The organism is Streptomyces sp. NPDC001514, assembly GCF_053597075.1.
The window spans coordinates 77,849-95,123 of the sequence record NZ_JBSFHO010000008.1 but is presented as its reverse complement, the minus strand read 5'-3'; the positions used below and the strand labels follow the sequence as shown (position 1 = coordinate 95,123).

The following is a 17,275-nucleotide window of genomic DNA, read 5'->3' as shown; positions in this document are numbered from 1 at the left end:
GGTCGGGGGCGGGGGAGGGGCACGTATGTGACGTCACATCAGCCGCTGCAACAGCCCCCACGTGAACTCCGCGATGCACGGCTTTCCGCCGGGCAGCGTGAAGGCCAGCCGCCAGCGGGTCGGGGCCGTACCCTCCATGGGGCGTACGGGGGCGAAGGCCCTGGCCACCTCGTCGACCGTGCAGGACCAGGGGCGCAGATCGTCCTCCGTGCGCAGCTCGGGACCCGCCGCCTCCGGCGCCCGGACCAGCCATTCGTTCCACACCGCCCCGCCCGGCGCCGACAGCACCTCGAAGCGGAGGTCCGGCCAGAGCGGTACGGGCCACAGGAGCGCGTCGCACTCCAGGTCGCCGATGCGGCGGCGGGCCGTGGACTCGGGTTCGCCGAGCACGGACCGGTAGCGGGCGAGGGAGCCCCGGGCGCGCGGGGAGCGGACCATCGCCTGCCAGCGGCGGTTCGCCTCCCTCATGTCGGCGATCGACGCGCCGAGTCGGTGGCGGGCATCCTCGACGAGGTCCGGCTGGTGGTCGGCCATCCGGCGGAGCAGGACGAGCTGGAAATCGAGCGGCCCGAAGCTGTTCATGCGTCCCATCCTGCCCGCCGTCGGGACCCGTGCAGACGGGCCGGCGCCAGGCGCCCCGCCATGGAATCCTCGATTCCACACAAGATCCTCACAGACGCGGCTACCTCTGTTGTCCAGAGCCTGCGTACGCTGCGGGCGCCATGGACTACTGCCACCAGTGCCGTCGGCACCTCAACGGGGCTCTGGCGTGTGCCGGATGCGGTACCCCTGCGGAGGAGCTCAGGCATCACAACCCCGCCGCGCCCGCGGATGACGTCGTCATCGAGCTCGGCGGTGCGTACGACGGCGCGTACGACGAGGACCGGCCGCCGGCCGGGCGCCGCCGCGCGCCCGCACAGGGCCGGCGTGCTGCCCGCCGCCGGGCCTCCGGTGCGCGCAGACGCCGCAAGCGCGGGCGCAAGGTGCTGATCGGGACGGTCGGTCTGGCGCTGGCGGCGGGTGCGCTGAGTCTGACGGAGCTCGCGCGGGAGTCGGTGTGGGACGACGGCGCGTCCGTGGAGGTCCGCGAGCAGGAGTCCGTCGAGGTCGACGACATACCCGACCCGACCAGCAGCGACGAGCCGGCGAGCGGGCCCAGCGAGGTGAGCGAGCCCCCCACCACGTCCTCGGCCGCGGCCCGGCCGGGCACGGACGGTGCGGGGCGCGGGAGTGGGCGGCCCACGGTGGCGTCGTCCTCGCAGGCCGCGCCGTCTGCGTCCTCGGCCCCGACGGGGCCGACTCCGAGCAGTGACGTTTCGCCGTCGGGCACGGGCGCCCCCGGGGACCCGTCTCAGTCGTCCTCGGCGCCCCCGCCGCCCCTTGCACCGACCCCCACGCCGTCCCCGACCGAGACGTGCACGTGGTTCCTGTTCTTCTGCGCGTGAGGACCACCCGCGCGTACCCGGTACCGGCGGGCGGGCCGAAGTGTCCGCCCTCAAGCGTCGGACGGGCTTGAAATGCACCCCGTACCGGCGGGCGGGCCGGGGTGTCCGTCCTCGAACGCCGGACGGGCTCGAAATGCGTCCCGTACCGCCGGCCGGCCCGGGATGTCCGTCCTCAAGCACCGCACGGGCTGAGATTGTGTCCGGCACCGCCGGGCGGGCCCGGGTGTTCGCCCTCGCACGCCGAACGGGCTCCAGGGGAGCCCAACGTCTCCACGCTCGCCAAGGCGTAGGGGAGAGGTTCGGGACGGAGTCCCGAACGGGGCCGGGGGCGGAGCCCCGCACCGCAGGCGCCCGCCCACAGCCGCCACCTCGCCGAGGCCCTACGCGACCCGTTCCCCCAGCATCCGCTTCAGCAGGTCCCGCAGCACCGTTCGCTCCTCCGCCGACAGTTCCGCCAGCGGCTCGCGCGCGAAGCCCAAGGATTCCCGCAGCCGGCGCGCCGTCTCCCGGCCCTCGGCCGTCGCCGCGGCGATCTTGACGCGGCGGTCGGCCGGGTCCGAGCGGCGCTCGACGAGGCCGCGTGCCTCGAGCCGGTCGACTATCCCCGTCACGTTCGACGGCTCGCACTTCAGCTTCTGCGCGATCCGACGCATGGGCGTGGCCTCCAGCGACAGCAGCCCCAGCACCCGCGCCTGGGCGCCGGTGAGGGCGTGGCGGCTCGCGGCCTCCTCGTACTCGTCGTAGTAGCGGGCCACGACGGTGCCGATGAGATCGACGACCTCGAGGGTCAACGGGTCGGTGTCGGGACGAGGTGTGGTGGACATGCCCCGCAGCATACCGTGATACTTGACAACCTGAAATATTGAGGCGCATGGTTGTTTCAGTACCTGAAGCTTTTCTAGGAGGCACAGCACCATGTCCGCGTCCGTACTTCCCTCCTCCGGCCGTGAATGGCACCTCGTCGCTCGCCCGCAGGGCTGGCCCAAGCCGGAGGACGTCGCCCTGCGCGAGGCGCCGGTGACCGAGCCCGGCGACGGCCGGATCCTCGTCCGCAACCTGCACTTCTCGGTCGACCCGTACATGCGCGGCCGGATGAACGACGTGAAGTCGTACGTTCCGCCGTTCCAGCTGGACAAGCCCATGGAGGGCGGCGCGGTCGGCGAGGTCATCGCCTCGAACGCGGAGGGCTTCGCGGTCGGCGACCACGTCCTGCACGGCCTCGGCTGGCGCGAGTACGCGGACGTGCCCGCCCAGCACGCCACCAAGGTCGACGCCTCCCTTGCCCCCCTCTCCGCGTACCTCGGCGTGCTCGGCATGACCGGCCTCACGGCGTACGCGGGCCTCTTCGAGGTCGCCTCCTTCAAGGAGGGCGACGCGGTCTTCGTCTCCGGCGCCGCCGGTGCCGTCGGCAGCCAGGTGGGCCAGATGGCGAAGCTGAGGGGTGCCTCCCGCGTCATCGGCTCGGCCGGCTCCGACGAGAAGGTCAAGCTCCTCGTCGAGGAGTACGGCTTCGACGCCGCGTTCAACTACAAGAACGGCCCCGTGGCCGAGCAGCTCAGTGCGGCCGCCCCCGACGGCATCGACGTCTACTTCGACAACGTCGGCGGCGAGCACCTGGAGGCCGCGATCTCCTCGCTCAACGCTCACGGCCGCGCCACCATCTGCGGAATGATCGCCCAGTACAACGCGACCGAGCCCACCCCCGCACCGCGCAATCTCGCCCTGGTCATCGGCAAGCGCCTGCGCCTGCAGGGCATGCTCGTCAACGACCACGCGGCGCTCCAGCCGCAGTTCGTCCAGGAGGTCGCGGGCTGGCTGCGCTCCGGCGAGCTCAAGTACAACGAGACCGTCGTCGAGGGCATCGAGCACGGCTTCGACGCCTTCCTGGGTCTGCTCCGCGGCGAGAACACGGGAAAGATGATCGTTTCGCTCACCCGGTAGGCTCACCTCAGCCGTCGCGGTCGTGGGCGCGAGCCGCGGCGAACCACAGAAGGAAACATCTTTCATGTCGATCCAGCAGTCCGACGTCCTGTACACCGCTGTCGCCACCGCGGAGAACGGCCGTGACGGCCGTGTCGCCACCGACGACGGCAAGCTCGACGTCGTCGTCAACCCGCCGAAGGAGATGGGCGGTTCCGGCGCCGGTACGAACCCGGAGCAGCTCTTCGCCGCCGGTTACAGCGCCTGCTTCCAGGGTGCGCTCGGTGTGGTCGCCCGCCAGGAGAAGGCCGACATCTCCGGTTCGACGGTCACCGCCGAGGTGGGCATCGGCAAGAACGACGACGGCTTCGGTCTCATCGTCAAGATCTCCGCGGTGATCCCGAACGTGGACGCCGCCACCGCGAAGGACCTGCTCGAGAAGGCCCACCAGGTGTGCCCGTACTCCAAGGCCACCCGCGGCAACATCACGGTCGAGCTGGCTGTCTGACCCGTTCGAGGGGAGGGCCGCACCCCGACCGACCGGGGTGCGGCCCTCCCTTACGGTCCCTGACCGGCCCCCTACGGTCCCTGACCGGCGCACCCCACGGTCCCTGACCGGCGCCTTCCGGCCCCCCGATAGGGTGTACGGCATGCGTGATCTCCGGGTGGGCTTCGGCTATCTGATGAAGGGCCAGCGATGGGTCGGCCGGCACGGCCGGTGGTTCGGTTTCGGGCTGCTGCCCGGGCTGATCACCCTGGTGCTGTACGTCGGCGCGCTCATCGGGCTCGGCTACGGCGCCGACGACCTGGTGGGCTGGGGGACGTCGTTCGCCGACGGCTGGTCGTCGCCGTGGCTCGGGCTGTTCCGGGGCTTCCTCACCGGACTGGTCTTCGCCTTCGGCCTGTTCCTCGCAGTGATCACCTTCACCGCCGTGACCCTGCTGGTCGGGCAGCCGTTCTACGAGTCGCTCTCCGAGCAGGTCGACCGCACCGAGGGCGGCGATGTCCCCGAGTCCGGGCTGCCGCTCTGGCGGGAGCTGTGGATCTCGGCCCGGGACAGCGTCCGGGTGCTGCTGAGGGTCGCGCTGTACGGCGTACTGCTCTTCGCGCTCGGCTTCGTCCCGGTCGTCGGGCAGACCGTGATCCCCGTGATCGGCTTCTGCGTCTCCGGCTTCTTCCTCGCCCACGAGCTCACCGCGGTGGCGCTGCAGCGGCGCGGCGTCGAGCTGAAGGAGCGCCTCGCGCTGCTGCGCGCCCGTCGCATGCTCGTCCTCGGTTTCGGCGTCCCGCTCACGCTCGCCTTCGTCGTCCCGCTCGTCGCCGTCTTCCTGATGCCGGGCGCGGTCGCGGGTGCGACGCTGCTGGTACGGGACCTGACGGCGCCCCGGCCCGAGCCGGGGCCCGCGCACCGGGCGCCGGACCCGGCGGCCCCGAACCCCGGCCCGAGCCGGAACCCGTCGATGCCGTCGTCGCCTTCGTCGCCTTCGTCGCCGTACGGCTTCAGCAAGAACGAGGCCCGGTCCTAGGAGCTGCCGCTCGCCCGACGTCGACGTCACGCGAGCGGCAGCTCCACGACTGCGAGCCCGGGCACGTCGGTGCCCGCCGTGGCGAGCAGCGTGCCGTCAGGGCCCCAGACGGCACTGCCCCCTGCGCACTCACCGGCCTCCGTGCTGGGCCCCACGAGGTTGCCGAGCAGCACGCACAGCCCGTTGTCCCGTGCACGGGCCGGGTAGACCGTCTCGAAGGAGTCGTTGCCCACGGCGAGTGCCGAACTCGCCACGTACGCCTGGCAGCCGTCGGCACCGGCGCGCTCGGCGACCTCGGGGAAGCGATTATCGTAGCAGACGGCGAGCGCGAACCGGATCCCGTCCAGGGTGAAGCGGCCGTCCGCGGAGCCGGGCGCGAAGGTGTCGTTCTCCGCGCCGTGCAGAAACTGCTTGTCGTAGCGGGTGAGCAGCTCGCCGTCCGGGCCGAGGACGAGTGACGCGATGGCGGGCCGGCCGCCGTCCGTCCGCGCCGCGCAGTTGACCACGGCGGCCGTGGAGGTGGCGCGGCAGGCCTCCCGCAGCCCCGCCAGCCGGGGGTCATCGGGCGCCGTCCACAGGCCGGGGTCCGCGGCGAGCAGGCCCAGTTCGTACCCGGTGGTCGCCAGTTCGGCGAAGACGACCAGCCGGGCACCGCGAGCGGCCGCCGCATGGAGCAGGCCTTCCATGGAGCGGACGTTGGCCGGTATGTCACCTGGCACCGGGACGAACTGAGCAGCTGCGACGATCATGCGTTCATCATGGCCGAAGTCGTCAGCTGTTCGCTGCCGCCACCACCGCCACCGCCACGATCGCCCGCACCCGGGCGATGATGTCCAGCCGGTTCCGCACGAAGACGGGATCGGTCACCGTGCCCGTCGCCGGGTCGGTGTTGCCCGTGCCGAACTGCAGGACCGGGGTGTGGACATGGCCGGCCGGCAGCGTGTCGTGCAGTCCGAGGCGGTCGCGGAGCAGGGTGGCCCGGTAGGCGATCTCGTTGGAGAGGTAGTTGCCGCCGCCTCCGGCGCGAGCCGTCGAGCCGGGCGTCGGGCCTTCGGGGCGGACCACCGGGTCGGTGCCGCCCGCCGGTATCTCGGTGACCGACGTGTTGTCGTACACCGGGAAGCGGCCCGTGCTCGCGGCGACGATCGCCGCGTACGGGAGCGTCGTCGACGTCCACTGCGGCTGCGAGGCCGGGTCGGTCACGGGCACGGTCTCGGTCCGCGACAGATTCTCGTTGTCAGGGAAGCCGCCGCGCCAGGCGCCGTTGGTGCGCTCGATGTCGAACCTGCCGACGCGCCCCTGGCTGACGGTGGTGAGCAGATCGGCCTCGGGCAGCCGGTGGCGCAGGGTCCGCTCCACCGTGCCCGCCGCGAAGTCGGCCCAGCGGACGGGGAAGACGACCGTCTCGATCCGGGCCCGGCCCCCGTCCGCCGTACGGATCCAGGTCCCGTCCAGGGCGAGGGCGGTCGCCCCGCTCGGATTGCTGATGCGGATGTCGCGGTCCAGCGTGAAGGGGTCGAAGCCGGTCAGCACGATCCGCTTGAAGCCCTTACCGCCGGGGCCCCTGTCGTCGGGGCCCGTGCCGTGGGGGAAGCGGAGCGAATCCTGGCCTCGCGAGGTCTGCTCCAGCCGGTCGAGCAGCCCGGCCCGCGCGGCTTCGGACAGCCCGAACCCGGGCTGCCACTGCCGCAGTTCCCGGGTCATGCCGAGCCGTGCCCAGTACAGCGGCCGGTCGTCGTCGCGGCTCAGATCGCCCCGCACGGCGCCCTTGCCCTGCGCCCGGTCGACGGCCCGCCGCCACAGTCCGGCGCCGTGCCGGTCGACGGCGCGCCTGGCCGCGGCGTACGAGTCCGCGGCCCCCAGCGCCTTCGCGAACTGCGGTGCCACCGCGTCGAATCCACTGCGCCGCAGGATCTCCTGCGGTGCGGCCCCGTCCAGCCGCTGCTCCTCCACGGTGGCGACACCCGGCACGTCCGCTGCGCCCGCCGGCGCCGTACCGAGCATCGTGCAGGCCACCGCCGAGACGACCAGCACTCCCAGTGTCCGCCGCACGCCGCATCCCTTCCCCAGACGACCAATCCGAAGTCGCCAGTATCGGGAAGGAGTTGGGTTGTGAACAGAGGGACTAGCGTGGCTCCAGCAGTTTCAGGAAGTCACGGAACGCCGCCGGCATGTCCACCGACTCCGGGGCCAGCAGCCACTGGTACTGCAGTCCGTCCATGACCGCGGTCAGCAGCGGAGCCACCCGCTCCGGGGTGAGTCCGCCCGGCAGGCGGTCGCCGTACTCGGCGCGGAGGACGGCCGCCATCTCCGTACGCACCTGCTCGTAGCGGCGGGTGAAGAACTCGCCGGCCGGATGGTCCTCGGTGACGCTCTCGCCGAGCAGTGCGGAGAAGGTCTGCACGATGGCCGGGCGCATCGCGTTGTACTCGACCAGCGAGGCGAGCAGTTCCATGCGCCAGCCTTCGGGGGAGCGGCGGTAGCCGCCCGTGTCCCACTGGTCGCGCTCCTCCAGGACGGCGACGAGGAGCGCCTCCTTGGTGGGGAAGTAGTGCAGGAGCCCCTGCTGGGTGAGGCCGACGCGCTCCGCCACAGCGCCCAGCGACGCACCCCGGTAGCCGCGCTCGGCGATCACCTCGAGGGCGGCGCGCAGGATTTCCGCGCGTCTCTCCTCGCTCCTGGCCCTGGCCATCGGATGTCGCCCCGTTCCTTCTTTCGAGTGCTTGCCAGCAGGACCGTACGCCATCATAAAATTACGGAGGCGTAACGAAGCCTACCGACCTACAGGTCTATGGGTTTCAGTATGGGCAGCACCCACACGACGTTCAACGAGAGGTACGGCCGTGGCAGACGCCCCTGTCCCCGCATCCGACCGCGACTCCCACGACGTGCAGGCCGACGCGATCGAGACCGCCCTCGGGAAGCTCGATCTCGACGCCAAGACCAGACTGCTGGCCGGTCAGGACATGTGGTCGCTCCCCGCCCTCCCGGAGATCGGCCTGAAGTCCGTCGTCATGTCGGACGGCCCGATCGGCGTCCGTGGGGTGCGCTGGACCGCCGACGACCCGTCCGTCGCCCTCCCGTCCCCGACCGCGCTCGCCGCCACCTGGGACCCGGCCCTGGCCCGCCGCGCCGGCCGGCTCCTCGCCCAGGAAGCCCGCCGCAAGGGCGTCCACGTCCTCCTCGCGCCCACCGTCAATCTGCACCGCTCGCCGCTCGGCGGCCGCCACTTCGAGTGCTACAGCGAAGACCCCTGTCTGACCGGCGGGATCGGCACCGGCTATGTCGTGGGTGTCCAGGAAGGCGGAGTCGGCACGACCGTCAAGCACTTCGTGGGCAACGACGCGGAGACCGACCGCTTCACCGTCGACAACGTCATCGCGCCCCGCCCGCTGCGCGAGCTCTACCTCGCCCCCTTCGAAGCCATCGTCAAGAATGCCCACCCCTGGGGCATCATGGCCGCCTACAACCAGGTCAACGGCTCCACGATGACCGAGCACAGGTACCTGCAGAACGAGGTCCTGCGCGGCGAATGGGGCTTCGACGGCTTCATCGTCTCGGACTGGATGGCCGCCCGGTCCACCGTCGGAACCATCGTCGGCGGCCTCGACGTCGCCATGCCGGGCCCGCGGACCGTCTACGGCGAAGCGCTCGCCGCGGCCGTCCGCGGCGGTGAGGTGGAGGAGTCCGTCGTCGACGGTGCCGTGCGGAACGTGCTGCGGCTGGCCGCCCGCGTCGGCGCCCTCGAAGGCGTCGAACCGGCCGTCACCGAAGCCGAACTCCCGGCCCCGGTCGACGGACACGCCCTCGCCCGCGAGATCGCCCACCGCGCCTTCGTGCTCGTACGCAACGAGGGCGGCGCCCTGCCCATCGATCCGGCCCGCGTCCGCAAGGTCGCCCTCATCGGCGCCGCCGCCCGCGACGCCCGCGTCCTCGGCGGCGGCTCCGCCACCGTCTTCCCCGAGCGGGTCGTCCCGCCGCTCGACGGCCTCATCGCCGCGCTGCCCGAAGGCACCCTGACGTACGCCGTCGGCGCCGACCCGAGCGATGAACTCACCCCCGCGGACCAGGGCTTCGCGCTGCGCGCCGTCTGCCGCGACGCCACGGGAGCGGTCATCGGCGAGGGCTCGCTGCCGGGCGGCCAGGTGCAGTGGATGGGCGACGACCTCCCCGTCGGCGTCAGCTACGAGACCCTGCACTCCGTCGAGATCACCGGCACCTTCACCCCGCGCGAGAGCGGCGAGCACTCCTTCGGCACCCGTGGCCTCGGCGGCTTCGCACTCGGCGTCGGAGGTGACGTGCTCTGGGACGGCGTGCAGGAACTGGGCAGCGAGTCCGACCCGTTCGAGGCGTTCTTCGGCGCCCCGACCGAGCGCGGACGGATCGCCCTCACGGCGGGTGAGCCCGTCGAGGTCTCCCTGCGCCACACGGTCGGCGATGTCGCCGCCGCGCCGCTGCCCGCCGTCATGTTCTCCCTCCTCCACCTCGGGCCGCAGCGCGACGCCGACGAGCTGATCGCCGAGGCCGTGGAGGCCGCGCGGGCCGCGGACATCGCCGTCGTGGTCGTCGCGACCACCGAGCGCGTCGAGTCCGAGGGCTTCGACCGCACCGACCTGAGGCTCCCCGGCCGCCAGGACGACCTCGTCCGCGCCGTCGCCGCGGCCCAGCCGAACACGGTGGCGGTGGTCAACGCGGGCTCCCCGGTCGAGCTGCCCTGGCGTGACGACGTCGCCGCCGTCCTGCTCACCTGGTTCCCCGGCCAGGAGGGCGGCGCCGCCCTCGCCGACGTACTCCTCGGCGCGGAGGAGCCCGGCGGCCGGCTTCCCACCACCTGGCCGGCCACCCTCGCAGACGCCCCGGTCGCCGACGTCGTCCCGACCGACGGCCGACTTCCCTACGAGGAAGGCGTGTTCATCGGCTACCGCGCCTGGGAGAAGGCGGGCTCGACGCCCGCGTACGCCTTCGGACACGGCCTCGGCTATACGACCTGGGAGTACGAGTCCCTGGAGGCGACCCCGACCACCGCCAAGGTCCGCGTCCGCAACAGCGGCCCACGCCCCGGCCGCGAGACCGTCCAGATCTATCTCGCCCCCGCCCCCGCCGAGGACGGCGAACGGCGCCCGCGGCGCTGGCTGGCCGGTTTCGCGACCGCGGCAGCCGCCCCCGGCGAGAGTGTGGACGTCGAGATCCCGCTGCCCCGGCGCGCCTTCGAGATCTGGGACGAAGAAGGCGGATCCTGGACGTTCGTCTCCGGCTCGTACGAGGTACAGGCGTCCCACTCCCTCGACGACCGCCGTCTGGCCGCCACTCTGGAGGTCTGAGGCGCATTGACGGCCCCGGGGCGGCACCTGACAACCGCCCCGGGGCCCGCCGCCCGGCGTATCGGCGTATCGGCGTGACCCGTCAGGCGACCCGTCAGGCGACCCGTCAGGCGGGCGGCTTCGCGGCCGTCACGTTCCGGTACGCGATCTCCGCGAGTCTGCCCTGGCCGTCCTTGCTCGGATGGAACCAGTCCCAGGGGCTCAACTGCTCACCCGTGAAGCGGAAGTCGAAGACATCCCCGCCGTCGTACCGGCAGCGCTCATCCTTCGCGCAGACGTTCTTCAGCGCCTCGTTGTAGGCGACCACCCGGTCGTACACCTGAGCCCGCCGCAGCCGTGCGCTCTCGCCCATGTCGTCCGCGTCGCCCAGCATCGAGGCGCAGATGCCCAGCTTCCACACCTGCTTGCCGAGCGGATTGCCGCGGCCCGTCGACCACAGCCGCTTCAGGTCCGGCACGCTCGACACGTACACCTGGGCAGTGGGGGCCGTGCGTCGCAGGGTGCTCATCGCCGCCGTGAACGACTCCGTGAAGTCCGCGACCGGCGTCATGAGATCGGGTGAGTCCCGGCAGGCGTCGTTGGCGCCCACCATCACCGCGACCAGAGCGGGTTTGCGGGCCGCCGCCTCCGCCATCTGTCCGGGCAGATCCGCCATGCGGGCCCCGGTCCTCGCATGGTTCCAGCTGCGCCCGGCCGCCGCGGCCGGCCCGAGGAGCCGCTGCGCGAGGCTGCGCACCTGTGTGTCGGTGCCGGTCGCCCACGACACCTCCGGACAGTCGGCGAGTACGTCACAGGCGTCGAAGCCACGGCTGATGGAGTCGCCGACGGCGGCGACCGACGACGGGCTGCGGTCCCAGACGGGCGTGGGGGAGGGGCGCGGCCGCTGCTGCGGGTGACTCTGCGTGGTGGGCGTGCCGGAGGTGCACCCCGTCAGCGCCACGAACCCGACGAGCGCCGCCGCCGTCAATGCGGCGACGGCGGTGGGCGGTCGAAGAATCGTTCGCCCGCTCCGCCGGAATTCACGCATCCTGCCCTCCCCGTTGGCGTCCTCGCGGGTGAAACCTTCGTGCGTACGGGCCCCTGGCCGCACGGTACGACACACCTCGGCCCCCGCCGCACGGTAGCTTTTCCCCCGTCGAACCAGAGGCACCTGGCCCCCCGGCTCCGGTAAATTACATCACGTCACATGCTGTCCGTTTTGCGGAGTTTCACTCCTGATGCTGTTTACTGAGGCCGCTGGGAAAGGCGAACCTCGTCCCACACTGGAGGTCCCGGTGACGACACGCGGCGTTCTGTACGTCCACTCCGCACCCCGCGCGCTGTGCCCGCACGTCGAATGGGCGGTCGCGGGTGTACTCGGCGTGCGGGTCCAGCTCGACTGGATCCGCCAGCCGGCGTCGCCGGGCACCTGGAGAGCCGAGTTCTCCTGGCAGGGCGAACCCGGAACGGCTTCCAAGCTCGCCTCCGCGTTGCGCGGCTGGCAGATGCTCCGTTTCGAGGTCACCGCGGAACCCTGCCCCACCGCCGAGGGCGAGCGCTACAGCGCCACCCCCGAGCTCGGCATCTTCCACGCCGTCACCGGCATCCACGGCGACATCCTCATCCCCGAGGACCGCCTCCGCGCCGCGCTCGCCCGCTCGGCGCAGGGCGAGACGGACCTCGAGGCGGAGATCTCCCGCCTCCTCGGCAAGCCCTGGGACGACGAACTGGAGCCCTTCCGCTACGCGGGCGAGGGCGCGCCGGTCCGCTGGCTCCACCAGGTGGTCTGACCCGGGATCCACCCTCCCGAAGCCTTCGGAACTCATCGGAAGCCTTCGGGAGATACGTTCCGCCCCAGGGACACGCAGCGCGCGTGCCGCGGCGTGAGGCGTGCGATGCGTGAAGGTGTACGGCGGCCGGGTCGGCCGCCGTTCTGCTGTCCGGGCGAAGCCGTGTGTGCCACAAGCCGGCGCCGGCTCCCCGACTCGCCGCTCCCGACACGACGAGGCCCCCGCCGGGACGTTCCGGCGGGGGCCTCGGGTCCGGCTCGTCGGCCGGTCGGTTTGTTCAGCGCGCTCAGACCGTACGGAACGCCAGCACCACGTTGTGGCCGCCGAAGCCGAACGAGTTGTTGATCGCCGCGATCGTGCCCTCGGGCAGCGCACGCGGTTCGTCGCGGACGATGTCCGCGTCGACCGACTCGTCGAGGTCGTCGACGTTGATCGTCGGCGGGGCGAGCCGGTGGTGGAGCGCCAGGACCGTCGCGACGGTCTCGATGCCGCCCGCGCCGCCCAGCAGATGACCCGTCATCGACTTGGTGGCCGAGACCGCGACATGGTCGAGGTCGTCGCCCAGGACACTGCGCAGCGCCTTGATCTCGGCGACATCACCCTGCGGGGTGGACGTCGCGTGCGCGTTGAGGTGGACGACCTCGGACGGCTTGAGGTCCGTCGAGTCGAGCAGGTTCTGCAGGGCGGCCGCGATACCGCGGCCCGTCGGCTCGGGCTGCGCGATGTGGTGGCTGTCGGCCGACAGACCCTGGCCCAGCACCTCGCAGTACACCCTCGCGCCGCGCGCGGCGGCGTGCTCCGCCGACTCCAGGACGACCACGCCGGCACCCTCGCCGAGGACGAAGCCGTCACGGGCCTTGTCGTACGGACGCGAGGCCTTCTCGGGCTCGTCGTTGTTCTTGGACATCGCCATCATGTTGGCGAACGCCGCGACCGGAAGCGGGTGGATCGCCGCCTCGGTGCCGCCCGCGACCACGACATCGGCGCGGCCGGTACGGATCATCTCGACGGCGTAGCCGATCGCCTCGGCACCCGACGCGCACGCGGAGACCGGGGTGTGCACGCCCGCCTGGGCGTTCACCTCCAGACCGACGTTCGCGGAGGGGCCGTTGGGCATCAGCATCGGCACGGTGTGCGGGGAGACGCGTCGTACGCCCTTCTCCTTCAGCACGTCGTACTGGTCGAGGAGCGTGGTCACGCCGCCGATGCCGGAGGCGATGACCGTCCCGAGCCGCTCGGGGGCGATCTTCTCGTCCTCGCCGGCCGGCCCGGCGTAGCCGGCGTCGGCCCACGCCTCACGGGCCGCGATGAGCGCGAACTGGGCCGAGCGGTCCAGCTTGCGCGCGAGCGGCCGGGGCAGGACCTCACCCGGGTCCACCGCCGCCGGGGCGGCGATACGGACGGGCATGTCGGCGAAGCGGTCGCCCTCGAGGGGCTTGACGCCGGAGCGTCCCGCGATCAGACCTTCCCAGGTCGATGCGGAATCGCCACCCAGCGGTGTGGTTGCGCCGATACCGGTGACGACCACGGTGCGATTGGTCGAGCTCACAGGAATTCTTTCTCCACGGTCTATGAGGGTTCGTGAATCAGCGGCGCCACCGCTGGGTGGCGTACCTGATCAGTCTGGGATCAGTCCTGGTGCTTCAGGATGTAGTCGGCGGCGTCGCCGACCGTCTTGAGGTTCTTGACGTCCTCGTCCGGGATCTTGACGTCGAAGCGCTCTTCGGCGGCGACGACGACCTCGACCATGGACAGCGAGTCGACGTCGAGGTCGTCGGTGAAGGACTTGTCCAGCTGGACGTCCTCCGTCGGGATACCGGCGATCTCGTTCACGATCTCGGCGAGACCTTCGACGATCTCTTCCTGAGTGGCGGCCATGTGGCGCTCCTTCGGTGTGTAGCAGAGGGTTGATCTGGGCGTTGTCCGGAGGACCGGAACCCGGGAACCGGAGACCGGAAGTCCGGATGCTGCCTAGGGGAGGGTAACCACCGTTGCGGCGTAGACGAGACCCGCCCCGAAGCCGATGACGAGCGCGGTGTCGCCGCTCTTCGCCTGCCCGGTCGCCAGAAGCCGCTCCATAGCGAGCGGAATCGAGGCGGCCGAGGTGTTGCCGGTGGTCTCCACGTCACGGGCGACCGTGACGTGGTCCGGCAGTTTGAGAGTCTTCACCATCGAGTCGATGATCCGCATGTTCGCCTGGTGCGGAATGAAGACGTCCAGGTCGTCCGCGGTGATCCCGGCCGCGTCCAGCGCCTGCTGGGCGACCTTCGCCATCTCGAACACGGCCCAGCGGAACACCGCCTGGCCTTCCTGGGTGATCGCGGGGAACTTGATCTCGCCCTTCGAGTCGAGCGGCAGCTGCGCCACATCGCCGACGCGGAAGCGGTCCCACGGCACGGTCTGCTTGATCGTCCCGGCCTTGTCGCCCTCGGAGCCCCAGACGGTCGGACCGATGTTCGGCTCCTTGGAGGGGCCGACGATGACCGCGCCCGCGCCGTCGCCGAACAGGAAGGCCGTCGCGCGGTCCTCCAGGTCGGTCAGGTCGCTGAGCCGCTCGACACCGATCACCAGCACGTACTCGGCGGAGCCTTCCACCACCATGCCCTTGGCGAGGGTGAGGCCGTAACCGAAGCCGGCACAGCCCGCCGAGATGTCGAAGGCCGCGGCCTTGTTCGTGCCGAGCTTGTCGGCGATCTCCGTGGCGATGGCCGGGGTCTGGCTGAAGTGCGAAACGGTCGAGACGACCACGGCGCCGATCTGCTCGGCGGTGATCCCGGCGTCGGCGATCGCCTTGCCGGACGCCTCGATCGACATCGCGGCCACCGTCTCCTCGTCGGAGGCCCAGTGGCGGGTGGTAATGCCCGAACGGGAGCGGATCCACTCGTCGGAGGAGTCGATCTTCTCGAGGATCACCTCGTTGGGCACGACCCGGGTGGGGCGGTAGCCGCCGACACCCATGATCCGTGCGTACGGGGCGCCCTGGCTGGGCTTGATCTTCGACATGTTGTGGCGGCTCCTTGTCAGGCTGCTGTGTGCTCGGCGATCAGCGTGCGGGCCGCGTCGAGGTCGTCGGGGGTCTTCAGCGCGAGCGTCGCGACACCCGGCAGGGCGCGCTTGGCCAGACCGGTGAGGGTGCCGCCCGGGCACACCTCCAGCAGGGCGGTGACGCCCAGCTCCTTGAAGGTCTCCATGCACAGGTCCCAGCGCACCGGGTTCGCGACCTGGCCCACGAGCCGGGAGACGACCTCGGCGCCGGTGGAGACGGTGCGCCCGTCCCTGTTGGAGACGTACGGCACCTTCGGGTCGGCCACGGTGAGGGCCTTGGAGGCCTCGTCGAGCTTCTCCACCGCGGGCGCCATGTGGTGCGTGTGGAACGCGCCGGCTACCTGCAGTGCCACGACACGCCGCACACCCTCGGGCTTGTCCGCCTCCAGCGCGGCGAGTTGCTCCATGGTGCCGGCGGCCACGATCTGGCCCGCGCCGTTGACGTTCGCCGGGGTCAGACCCAGCTTCTCCAGATGCGGGACCGTGACGTCCGGATCGCCGCCGAGTAGCGCCGACATACCTGTCCTCGTGACGGCGGCGGCCTCGGCCATCGCCAGTCCACGCGTACGTACGAAACCCAGCGCGGCGGTGTCGTCGAGGACACCCGCGAACGCGGCGGCCGTGATCTCACCGACGCTGTGGCCCGCGACGGCACCGGGCACGATCTCTCCCAGCGCGGACGCCGACAGCAGACCGGCCGCGACGAGCAGCGGCTGCGCCACGGCGGTGTCGCGGATCTCGTCCGCGTCGGCCTTCGTGCCGTAATGGGCGAGGTCGAGTCCGATGGCGTCGGACCAGGCCGCGATGCGGTCGGAGGCGCCGGGGAGTTCGAGCCAGGGAGTCAGGAAGCCGGGCGTCTGAGCGCCTTGGCCGGGAGCGACGAGTACGAGCACCCTCACACTCTCTCTTGTGGACGGTCCGGGCCGCCCGTGAGGACAGGGACCAAGAACCGTCAGGGGAATTGTTGGTGTCCGACAAAAGACTAGGACTGCGGATCGCCGTCTACCAGACGCCCGAGGATGAGTGCGATCCGGAGAGTGAACGCGGAGCGGACATCGGAGGGTGACCAGCCGGTGACGTCAGTCACACGTCGGAGCCGGTAGCGAACGGTGTTGGGGTGGACGAAGAGCATCCGGGCGGCGCCTTCGAGACTGCTGGCCTGCTCCAGATAGACACTCAGGGTCTCCAACAGCGCCGAGCCCGCTTCTTCCAGCGGTCTGTAGATCTCCTCCACCAGCTGCTCGCGGGCTGCAGGGTCGCCCGCGATGGCGCGCTCCGGCAGCAGATCGTCCGCCAGAACCGGCCGGGGGGCGTCCTGCCAGGCGGAACACGCCTTCAGCCCGGCGGCCGCGGCCTGTGCGGAGCGTGTCGCCGCCAGCAGGTCGGGCACGACGGGTCCGGCGACGACCGGGCCCGCGGCGTACGGGCCGATCAGAGCCTTGGCGACCTGCAGCGGATTGTCGTTGCCGCCCGCGATGACGACGAGGCGGTCGCCGAGCACGCCGGTCAGCACCTGGAGCTTGGCGTGCCGGGCCGCGCGGCGGATGGCCTCCACGGTGAGCTCGCTGTCCCCGTCGGGGGCGGTGCCCAGCACCACGCACACATGCTCCGGCGAATTCCAGCCGAGCGCCGCGGCCCTGCTGACGGCGCCCTCGTCGGCCTCGCCCGACAGCACCGCGTTCACGACGAGCGACTCGAGCCGGGCGTCCCAGGCGCCGCGGGCCTCGGCGGCCTGCGCGTACACCTGCGCGGTCGCGAAGGCGATCTCCCGGGCGTACACGAGGAGCGCCTCGCGCAGGATCGACTCGTCGCCCGGCGCGGCGACCTCCTCGATCGCCGACTCCATCACCTCGATGGTGGTCCGCACCATCTCCACGGTCTGGCGGAGCGTGATCGCGCGCGTCAGCTCGCGCGGCGCCGTGCCGAAGACATCGGTCGAGATCGCCTGCGGGGTCTCGGGGTGCCGGAACCACTCGGTGAACGCGGCGATACCGGCCTGGGCGACCAGACCGATCCACGACCGGTTCTCCGGGGGCATCGCCCGGTACCACGGCAGCGTCTCGTCCATGCGGGCGATGGCGTTCGCGGCCAGGCGCCCGGACGACTGCTCCAGGCGCTTCAGGGTCGCGGAGTGCGGGTGGGCGGCGTTCGCGGGCAGAGCCGGTTCGGGATGGGGCACGGGGACAAGAGTGCCTTATCGGGACGGGGGCGCGGAGTCCCGGGTCCGGGGCGGTGCCCCGGGCCCCGTT

The 17,275-nt window shown here is 71.6% G+C and carries 17 protein-coding genes; 6 read left to right on the top strand and 11 right to left on the bottom strand.

Annotated features, from left to right (window positions below; all coding sequences use genetic code 11):
- Nucleotides 1-33: 33 nt before the first annotated feature.
- Nucleotides 34-582: a hypothetical protein gene (locus ACWCXB_RS11515; RefSeq protein WP_450721528.1), complete on the bottom strand. Its 549-nt coding sequence runs from the start codon at nucleotides 580-582 to the stop codon at nucleotides 34-36.
- Between the two features lie 140 nt (nucleotides 583-722).
- On the opposite strand from ACWCXB_RS11515, the gene ACWCXB_RS11510 reads away from it, so the two are divergent.
- A complete protein-coding gene (locus ACWCXB_RS11510) occupies nucleotides 723-1,445 on the top strand; it encodes an SCO2400 family protein (RefSeq protein WP_450721526.1) in 723 nt (240 codons plus the stop codon).
- Nucleotides 1,446-1,825: 380 nt separating this feature from the next.
- Here the strand turns inward: ACWCXB_RS11510 and ACWCXB_RS11505 are convergent, their stop codons facing one another.
- On the bottom strand, nucleotides 1,826-2,269 hold the full coding sequence (locus ACWCXB_RS11505; RefSeq protein WP_450721524.1) for a MarR family winged helix-turn-helix transcriptional regulator: 444 nt from the start codon (nucleotides 2,267-2,269) through the stop codon (nucleotides 1,826-1,828).
- A gap of 91 nt (nucleotides 2,270-2,360) precedes the next feature.
- On the opposite strand from ACWCXB_RS11505, the gene ACWCXB_RS11500 reads away from it, so the two are divergent.
- The 3 genes from ACWCXB_RS11500 (at nucleotide 2,361) to ACWCXB_RS11490 (ending at nucleotide 4,891) form a co-directional block, all read left to right on the top strand.
- Complete coding sequence (locus ACWCXB_RS11500; RefSeq protein ID WP_450721522.1) at nucleotides 2,361-3,386, top strand: NADP-dependent oxidoreductase; 1,026 nt, start codon at nucleotides 2,361-2,363, stop codon at nucleotides 3,384-3,386.
- Between the two features lie 64 nt (nucleotides 3,387-3,450).
- Nucleotides 3,451-3,873 (top strand): organic hydroperoxide resistance protein, encoded by a 423-nt coding sequence (locus ACWCXB_RS11495; RefSeq protein WP_450721520.1) that lies wholly within the window; start codon nucleotides 3,451-3,453, stop codon nucleotides 3,871-3,873.
- Nucleotides 3,874-4,015: 142 nt separating this feature from the next.
- The gene (locus ACWCXB_RS11490) at nucleotides 4,016-4,891 is read left to right on the top strand and encodes an EI24 domain-containing protein (RefSeq protein ID WP_450721518.1); all 876 of its coding nucleotides are present in this window, start codon (nucleotides 4,016-4,018) and stop codon (nucleotides 4,889-4,891) included.
- A gap of 26 nt (nucleotides 4,892-4,917) precedes the next feature.
- On the opposite strand, the gene ACWCXB_RS11485 is transcribed toward ACWCXB_RS11490, so the two are convergent.
- From ACWCXB_RS11485 to ACWCXB_RS11475, 3 genes are all read right to left on the bottom strand, one after another.
- Entirely contained in the window at nucleotides 4,918-5,640 is a 723-nt protein-coding gene (locus ACWCXB_RS11485; RefSeq protein WP_450721516.1) for a carbon-nitrogen hydrolase family protein, read from the bottom strand.
- A 22-nt stretch (nucleotides 5,641-5,662) separates the two neighbouring features.
- Nucleotides 5,663-6,895: a pyroglutamyl peptidase gene (locus ACWCXB_RS11480; RefSeq protein WP_450721731.1), complete on the bottom strand. Its 1,233-nt coding sequence runs from the start codon at nucleotides 6,893-6,895 to the stop codon at nucleotides 5,663-5,665.
- A gap of 121 nt (nucleotides 6,896-7,016) precedes the next feature.
- Nucleotides 7,017-7,583, bottom strand: a complete 567-nt coding sequence (locus tag ACWCXB_RS11475; RefSeq protein ID WP_450721514.1) for a TetR/AcrR family transcriptional regulator — start codon at nucleotides 7,581-7,583, stop codon at nucleotides 7,017-7,019.
- Between the two features lie 151 nt (nucleotides 7,584-7,734).
- Here ACWCXB_RS11475 and ACWCXB_RS11470 point away from each other — a divergent pair, with 151 nt between their 5' ends.
- Entirely contained in the window at nucleotides 7,735-10,212 is a 2,478-nt protein-coding gene (locus ACWCXB_RS11470) for a glycoside hydrolase family 3 protein (protein WP_450721512.1), read from the top strand.
- 106 nt (nucleotides 10,213-10,318) lie between these two features.
- Here the strand turns inward: ACWCXB_RS11470 and ACWCXB_RS11465 are convergent, their stop codons facing one another.
- Nucleotides 10,319-11,239 (bottom strand): SGNH/GDSL hydrolase family protein, encoded by a 921-nt coding sequence (locus ACWCXB_RS11465; protein ID WP_450721510.1) that lies wholly within the window; start codon nucleotides 11,237-11,239, stop codon nucleotides 10,319-10,321.
- 247 nt (nucleotides 11,240-11,486) lie between these two features.
- On the opposite strand from ACWCXB_RS11465, the gene ACWCXB_RS11460 reads away from it, so the two are divergent.
- Complete coding sequence (locus ACWCXB_RS11460; protein WP_385415578.1) at nucleotides 11,487-11,981, top strand: DUF3145 domain-containing protein; 495 nt, start codon at nucleotides 11,487-11,489, stop codon at nucleotides 11,979-11,981.
- 286 nt (nucleotides 11,982-12,267) lie between these two features.
- Here ACWCXB_RS11460 and fabF read toward each other — a convergent pair whose 3' ends face one another.
- The 5 genes from fabF to ACWCXB_RS11435 form a co-directional block, all read right to left on the bottom strand.
- A complete protein-coding gene (fabF, locus tag ACWCXB_RS11455; RefSeq protein WP_450721508.1) occupies nucleotides 12,268-13,530 on the bottom strand; it encodes a beta-ketoacyl-ACP synthase II in 1,263 nt (420 codons plus the stop codon).
- A gap of 80 nt (nucleotides 13,531-13,610) precedes the next feature.
- Nucleotides 13,611-13,859, bottom strand: coding sequence for an acyl carrier protein (locus ACWCXB_RS11450; RefSeq protein WP_018103325.1), 249 nt, complete (start codon nucleotides 13,857-13,859; stop codon nucleotides 13,611-13,613).
- 93 nt (nucleotides 13,860-13,952) lie between these two features.
- Entirely contained in the window at nucleotides 13,953-14,984 is a 1,032-nt protein-coding gene (locus tag ACWCXB_RS11445; protein WP_450721506.1) for a beta-ketoacyl-ACP synthase 3, read from the bottom strand.
- Between the two features lie 17 nt (nucleotides 14,985-15,001).
- Nucleotides 15,002-15,919 (bottom strand): ACP S-malonyltransferase, encoded by a 918-nt coding sequence (locus ACWCXB_RS11440; protein ID WP_450721504.1) that lies wholly within the window; start codon nucleotides 15,917-15,919, stop codon nucleotides 15,002-15,004.
- A gap of 89 nt (nucleotides 15,920-16,008) precedes the next feature.
- Complete coding sequence (locus ACWCXB_RS11435) at nucleotides 16,009-17,205, bottom strand: PucR family transcriptional regulator (protein ID WP_385415592.1); 1,197 nt, start codon at nucleotides 17,203-17,205, stop codon at nucleotides 16,009-16,011.
- Between the last annotated feature and the right edge of the window lie 70 nt (nucleotides 17,206-17,275).